General features: G+C 40.3%; 8 protein-coding genes and 2 tRNA genes. 4 read left to right on the top strand and 6 right to left on the bottom strand.

Features of this window, described 5'->3' with window-relative positions:
* Window positions 1-9: 9 nt before the first annotated feature.
* Entirely contained in the window at window positions 10-1338 is a 1329-nt protein-coding gene (locus PAARA_RS16220; protein WP_062567086.1) for an IS4 family transposase, read from the bottom strand.
* A 373-nt stretch (window positions 1339-1711) separates the two neighbouring features.
* Here PAARA_RS16220 and PAARA_RS16215 point away from each other — a divergent pair, with 373 nt between their 5' ends.
* Both PAARA_RS16215 and PAARA_RS16210 read left to right on the top strand, forming a co-directional pair.
* Window positions 1712-2149, top strand: coding sequence for a SulA-like leucine-rich domain-containing protein (locus tag PAARA_RS16215; protein WP_062570020.1), 438 nt, complete (start codon window positions 1712-1714; stop codon window positions 2147-2149).
* 40 nt (window positions 2150-2189) lie between these two features.
* Entirely contained in the window at window positions 2190-2669 is a 480-nt protein-coding gene (locus tag PAARA_RS16210) for a YchJ family protein (RefSeq protein WP_062570019.1), read from the top strand.
* A gap of 11 nt (window positions 2670-2680) precedes the next feature.
* On the opposite strand, the gene PAARA_RS16205 is transcribed toward PAARA_RS16210, so the two are convergent.
* From PAARA_RS16205 to PAARA_RS16190, 4 genes are all read right to left on the bottom strand, one after another.
* Window positions 2681-3496, bottom strand: a complete 816-nt coding sequence (locus tag PAARA_RS16205; protein ID WP_062570018.1) for an alpha/beta hydrolase — start codon at window positions 3494-3496, stop codon at window positions 2681-2683.
* Window positions 3497-3498: 2 nt separating this feature from the next.
* The gene (locus PAARA_RS16200) at window positions 3499-4140 is read right to left on the bottom strand and encodes an esterase (RefSeq protein WP_062570017.1); all 642 of its coding nucleotides are present in this window, start codon (window positions 4138-4140) and stop codon (window positions 3499-3501) included.
* A 66-nt stretch (window positions 4141-4206) separates the two neighbouring features.
* Window positions 4207-4506: a DUF6172 family protein gene (locus PAARA_RS16195; RefSeq protein WP_062570016.1), complete on the bottom strand. Its 300-nt coding sequence runs from the start codon at window positions 4504-4506 to the stop codon at window positions 4207-4209.
* A gap of 161 nt (window positions 4507-4667) precedes the next feature.
* Window positions 4668-5183, bottom strand: a complete 516-nt coding sequence (locus PAARA_RS16190) for a VC2046/SO_2500 family protein (RefSeq protein WP_062570015.1) — start codon at window positions 5181-5183, stop codon at window positions 4668-4670.
* A gap of 112 nt (window positions 5184-5295) precedes the next feature.
* Here PAARA_RS16190 and PAARA_RS16185 point away from each other — a divergent pair.
* Window positions 5296-5380 (top strand) — tRNA-Tyr (locus tag PAARA_RS16185).
* A 48-nt stretch (window positions 5381-5428) separates the two neighbouring features.
* Window positions 5429-5513 (top strand) — tRNA-Tyr (locus PAARA_RS16180).
* 41 nt (window positions 5514-5554) lie between these two features.
* Here PAARA_RS16180 and PAARA_RS16175 read toward each other — a convergent pair.
* Window positions 5555-6241 carry a M48 family metallopeptidase gene (locus tag PAARA_RS16175; protein WP_062570014.1) on the bottom strand — a complete coding sequence of 229 codons (687 nt, stop codon included), beginning with the start codon at window positions 6239-6241 and terminating at the stop codon, window positions 5555-5557.
* Window positions 6242-6274: the final 33 nt, after the last annotated feature.

The raw sequence follows: 6274 nt of genomic DNA, 5'->3' as shown, positions 1-6274 counted from the left end.
TAATGCCAGTCAGTTAAGCTGACTGGCTTTTTTCTTTGTGGGGTATTTAGTCGGTCTTTTCCTCACAACTCTTGGGTAATACCTATCAGGCCGTTTGTCAGGTAATTTCATCATCCTTAACGATTCCATCAGGTATTCATAGTGAACGGGCAACTTGGTTACTGTTTCCGGTAAAGTGGTTAGGAAGAACACGATGATGTGTCTCATGCAGAGGCCGAAGCTAAGCCGCGATGGGGATAGCTCAGGCATATCTTTAACGGCATCCAGCATAATCATCCGAATCAGGTTGTAGGCCAGTAGTAGTCCCCAGAGCTCCTGTCGTACCATCTCAGGTTTCTTGCTACGAAGTGTTAGCTTGGCCTGATTTAGCGTCTGTTTCATTTCCCTGAACCCTAGCTCTATTTCCCAGCGTTGAACGTACACATCAACAACTTCTTCGTAGGGAAACTGCAATACATCGACCATTGAACTGAGCACATGGTAGCTTTTCCCGTCTACTTTGTAACTGGTTAGCCTCGCGTCGATGGTTTCTGGTAGACCATCAAATTTTTTCCGAGCCTGAGGCGAAGTCTTGAGAGTGATAACAGCATCATGTTCGCTTAGTCGGTGTTTTACTGTGTACTGTAGATCTTTACGGGCAGGGAGCATCCAGTGCGTATTAACGCCTTTAGTCATCCATAAGTACAATAACCCCAGCGAATAATATCCTCTGTCGAAAAGAGTCAGAGAGTTATTGGGAACCGAAGGAATAAGCCGCTGCGCAAGAGACATCTCCCCCACATCCCGACTGTCAAACTCACTGGCCAGTAGAAGGTGGCTGGAGGTTTCCATCAGACTACACATGCGTACCTGTGGATACGGATTATCGCCTTTAGCATTACGGTCACAACCGAATGCAGTAAGGTTCTCACCGGTATCCTGAGCACGAAACATCACGCCATCAACTGCTAACACATTTAAACCACACCACTGTTCAAAGGCAAAATCACCAAAGGCCCGTTGTGCCATCAGCTTAAAGACGTGACCGACAGCTTCATCACCTAGTCGTTGCCGAGCTTGAACTACCGCACTGGGGGCAACAAATCGATTTTTACCTGGTAATGAGATATCAAGTTTATTTGCGATGTCCCAGACAGGGTCATTACGAAAAAGACTCATACCCACGATAGTAAATACGACCGAATCCAGAGGTAACCGGCGACGTCTGATAGTTGCTACGCCCGATAGTGTATAGGCTTGCTGAAGAAGTTCAGGGTCGACAAAAGACATAAGCTTATCGACAGCCTTCAAGTCTTCCGCATGACTAAATGTTTCATCGAGGTTTGTGAGTAAAGACATAAAAAAATCCGATATCAGTTTCTGATATCGGATTTTGAAGCCTTTAAAAGATCGGTCAACCGATCATGAAAATATTCTTAACTGATCGGCATTAGGTTTTATACCGGCTTTTTTATGCAAAATACCTGTATATAAGCAAAATTTAGTAGTTCATACAGTACTGTGCAAAACACTGTATAGCTTTAGTGGTAAATTTCTCACCTTTTTCAACCTTCAAAACAAAACCATAACCAATTGTTTAATAACAACTAAATATTTTTAATTAAAATAAAACTGAACTATTGGTTAAAAAATAGCAAAAAAGTACTTGCGCAAAAACACTGTATAAACTACTGTATACACATACTGTATAAACAACCAGTGAGTGAAAGTTATGTTACAGCCAATTACATTAAGAACAGTTAAAAGCTACCAACAAGATAACGACAAAGCGTCTGTTAATTTAATTCAAATTGAAGACGAAATATCAGCAACCTTTGAGCTATTAAAAGTATTGCATCATTACAATAGCCAAAATGCATGGACACTATTAATTGCCCCTGATCATGTTCCTAGCAAAGCATTATTAGATTCGTGTTCGATTGATACCAGCAAACTACTTGTGATCAGACAAAAGCATTTAGTTAACCTTGAGTACGTACTTAGCTCAGCATTACATAACGGTAACTTTGCTGCTGTGATCACATGGACAGATATTGTAAACAACCACCAACTAGATGCTATGAATTTAAACCTTGAGCAGGCATCTGCTAAGTTTTATTGTTTTACAAAAAGCGCCCAATTAAACAATTTAGTACCCCAGCCACAATAGGCTTGTTAAAATAACAATTTATAGTTTTAGGTAAGTTGTTATGACATCACTCACACACTCCCTTTGTCCTTGTGGCAGCGAATTGACTTACGAGCTTTGCTGCCAGCCATTTCATACAGGCGCAAGCCAAGCTGATACTCCACAGCAACTTATGCGTTCTCGTTTTAGTGCTTACGCGCTAAAAGATGCAAAATATGTATTTAGTACCTATGCACAAAGCCAACAAGCCGCTAACTCGGTTCGCGAAATCAAAGATTTTGCTAATAGCTGTCGTTTTACCAAACTAAGCGTTTTAGATACTGAATATAACGAGCAAGAAGGTTTTGTAGAATTTAAAGCAAATTACTTTTACCAAAACTTGTATTGTGAGTTACACGAGAAATCGCGTTTTATTAAAGAAAATGGCCTGTGGCGTTACCTAGATGGTGATATAACGCCCGTTGCAGATATTAAAATTGGCCGTAATGATGAATGCCCTTGTGGTAGCGGCAAAAAATATAAAAAGTGTCACGCAATTTAAATCACGGCTATTCACTTTTTATATAGCCAATCTAAACCTTGACTGGCCGTTGTAGGGAAAGCCGTTGCGTGGTGGGCATGTGGAATAACAAATAAATTTGTCATCACGTGTTCGCCACTTTGCTTATTAATTTTATCTACTAATTGCTTAGTACCAGAAACCATTTTTTCACCTTCACTCTCTTCAAGCTCACCCACTGCGATGTAAACTTTTGTTGTGTTGGTAGCTGGTTGTACAGTCATAGCTAATATTGAGTTTTCTTTAAACCACACTGATGGACTGCCAATTATATAGCTTGAAAAAAGCGTCGGCTCGGTAAATAAGGTATAAGCAGCAAACAGGCCCCCTAACGAGTTACCGACAAGCGTCTTTTGCGTGCCAGTGCGATAATGCGTGTTAATATAAGGGATAACAGTCTGTTTTAAGTAATTTAAATGTTGCTTAGCGCCCCCTGTAGCACGTTTCCATGTCTTATCAACAAACGGTGTGTAATCATGAATTCGGCTATTTAGCCCAGATATGCCCTTTTGATAACCAACGGCAACAAGAATTACTTCCTCAATGGAGCCTGAATTCATCATAAAACGGCTAGCACCTGAGGCTATGGGTAAACTGTAATTGGCATCTAACAGATAAACCACTGGGTAACGTTTCTGGTTTTGCTTTTGATAGCTACGTGGCAGTTTGATAGTAATGGGGTATTCGTTTTCTGTATGTTTATCTTTTAGCAAAACTGTATTAGTGCGCGGCAAAGTATAGGGTTCAGCCCAAGTGGTAAAGCTTGTCCCAAAAATACAGAACATCAAAATAAAAAGTATATTAGGCATCGTTAATCCTTTAGCCATTTCTTAACGGGTAACACCCACTCATCTTTTGGCTTATAAAATGCGCCATGAGAGAGTCCTGTATTAATGCTTATTTCTTTGAACTTAGTGGCTTCACTCCTATCAATTAAAAATTGGCAAGAGCCAACCTGATCTGAACGCTCAAAGATTGAGTAAACCTTACCGTATGCCCTAACTGATGGATGCTTTTTAATTAAACTGGCACAACCTGCTAATATAATTAAGTTGATATTTGTGCGTTTAAGTTCATTGGCTGCCAGTATCGATAATGCCCCACCCCGTGAAAAACCAACTAGACTAATATGCGACTCAGGAACACCTGCCTTTAATAAGATGTCGACATCAGCAGCTAACTTTTTAGCAAATAAAAATGGGGCCGTGCCTTTTTTTCGGTGGTATGCAATTAAGTTATAGGCTGGATCTGCTAGTGCTTTTTTAATTGCAGGAAAATCATAAGTGCCATATTTTGGATGGCGTGGACGAATGTGCTCACCTTCGACGATGTAACCATGAGAATAAAAAACATAATGCTCATTGCTATTGAAGCTACTAGGAAGCTCATCATAAATCGTATTTGCTTGGACTTGGCATCCGCAAATAACGAGCAGTAATAAAAAACAGCGCATACTAATCCATAGCTAGGCAATAAAAATGGGCCATAAGGCCCACTCTTAGATTCGCTCGTTTGACGTTTACTCTTCGTCAAACTCTTGTAATTGTCGCTGTGCAGGACGCGCTAAGATTTCAACATAAAACGTCATAAGTCCTTTGGCTTCAATATCGCTAATGCATTTGTTGATCTCTGCCACATGCACAACCTGAGCATCTTCTGCAGATTCGCCAAACTTACAGTCAAACGCCCAATAATCAGCCCCTTCAGGAAGTGTTTTGTTGCGTTCACGTTTTAAGTATTTTTTTACTTCATGTTTGGCTGCATCAACCATACGAGGATATTTGATTTTCTCATGGTTAAGCGTGAATGTTTTTTTCATTATGGTCCTAATAACTTGATTCAATAGTCATGGCATGAAGCCACTAGGTCGTATTATAACAAGCACATTTAAAATTAGCTGTAGTTTTTAATAATACGTTGGAATTTACCTATATTACCTATTGTAGCGTACAAGAAAGTTATGACAATTGAATTAATTGTTTAAGCTGTCGCTAAATACAAAGGCTGATGAATTGATTCGTCTTTTAAGCCATCATAAAAAGCCGCTGCGTCCATTTGTGGTCGCTCTGTAACACTATTATTAGTGTAATAACGCTTTCTAACAGCAGGTTCGCAATTATCAATGACATTTAACGGCACATGGCATTTATCATCACGAATTGTCAGTGGTTCTGGGTTTAAACATTGACGTAAACGTATATCTGTAAGCCCACCACTTAGAAGACGGAAAGCATTTTGCTCGCCAATTAGCATGTCAAATTGCTCTGGTGCTAATGCTTGCTTTGGTCCCGCCCCTAATTCATTACGTAGCGCTTGCTCAGATATTTGGGTGTTAGCTAACTCTGATTTTGGGAGGTGAAACTGACTAAAGTCGAGCACATCATGAGAGAGCATTGCCAATAGTAAAGCAAATTCTCCACTGCGTTGCTCATGAACACTTTTATTAAGACGATTATCAAGTTGACTCTCATTGAGTAACAAACCATCAATTTGCATAGACTTTAGCCGAATAGTTTCAAGATTAACCAGTTATCGGCATTAATCCATTTTTCTTTAGTTTTTTTCTTTACTTAAATAATCAGTTTGCTATTATCAGCGCCGTTGCATTGGAGGGGTTCCCGAGCGGCCAAAGGGATCAGACTGTAAATCTGACGGCTCAGCCTTCGCTGGTTCGAATCCAGCTCCCTCCACCACTTTTCTACGCTCAGTTAAGTGGGGCCAAATGCAATAACAATTAGTGTGGAGGGGTTCCCGAGCGGCCAAAGGGATCAGACTGTAAATCTGACGGCTCAGCCTTCGCTGGTTCGAATCCAGCTCCCTCCACCACTTTTCTAAACGACTTCTCTTTATATCTATTTTTTATTATCTCATTGCCATCGTAACTGACTACCGTTTACTTTTAACCACTGACTTGCTTTTTTATAATCAGGGTAAAAGCGACTCACACGCTGCCAAAATACAGAACTGTGATTCATATATTTTAAATGCGCAAGTTCATGAACAATTACATAGTCGATTACCCACGTTGGCGCACAGGCTAAGTGTAGGTTGAAAGTTAACTCTCGACGTTGATTACAGCTCCCCCAGCGACGTTTATAATGTTGCACTTTTAACTGTTCTGGTAAGGCCTCCTGCATTTTCAAGCAGTAGTCGTGAATACGCATTTCAAGGTAGCTCTCTAGCTTATGATGTAAAAAGTCTTCCAGTAATGACAAATACTTACTCTCTGTATTCTTTACACGTGATGACACTGATAAGCTCAGCTCACTTGAGCGTTCATTTTGTTGCCAGTGACTACTTTTGCCTTTATTAAGCTTAATTGCTAACGGTTGGTTAAATAAGTTTATTACGCCCGTTTCCAATGGCAACTGCTGCATTTGTGCTTGTGACGTTTGCTTAGCAATTTGTGCTTGTACCCAGTCTTTTTTAGACACGAGCCAGGACTCTATATCACCTAGTGGTACAAAGTGCGGCGCGTAGACTGTTAGCTGCTGCTGAGCTACTTTAATCGCTACTGTTTTCCTACGTTTACTGCGTTTTAATGTGTAATCCAACAAAAAATAAACCAATTCAATGCATAAAATCTT

The sequence above is a fragment of the Pseudoalteromonas arabiensis genome (genome assembly GCF_001550155.1).
GTDB classification, from domain to species: domain Bacteria; phylum Pseudomonadota; class Gammaproteobacteria; order Enterobacterales; family Alteromonadaceae; genus Pseudoalteromonas; species Pseudoalteromonas arabiensis.
This window is presented reverse-complemented; position numbering and strand designations above follow the sequence as displayed.

Excerpts from the sequence above, each read along its gene's own strand:
- PAARA_RS16190 (WP_062570015.1), bottom strand. The coding sequence starts at position 5,183 with ATGCAAATTGATGGTTTGTTACTCAATGAGAGTCAACTTGATAATCGT.
- PAARA_RS16200 (WP_062570017.1), bottom strand. The coding sequence starts at position 4,140 with ATGCGCTGTTTTTTATTACTGCTCGTTATTTGCGGATGCCAAGTCCAA.
- PAARA_RS16220 (WP_062567086.1), bottom strand. The coding sequence starts at position 1,338 with ATGTCTTTACTCACAAACCTCGATGAAACATTTAGTCATGCGGAAGAC.
- PAARA_RS16210 (WP_062570019.1), top strand. The coding sequence starts at position 2,190 with ATGACATCACTCACACACTCCCTTTGTCCTTGTGGCAGCGAATTGACT.
- PAARA_RS16195 (WP_062570016.1), bottom strand. The coding sequence starts at position 4,506 with ATGAAAAAAACATTCACGCTTAACCATGAGAAAATCAAATATCCTCGT.
- PAARA_RS16205 (WP_062570018.1), bottom strand. The coding sequence starts at position 3,496 with ATGCCTAATATACTTTTTATTTTGATGTTCTGTATTTTTGGGACAAGC.
- PAARA_RS16215 (WP_062570020.1), top strand. The coding sequence starts at position 1,712 with ATGTTACAGCCAATTACATTAAGAACAGTTAAAAGCTACCAACAAGAT.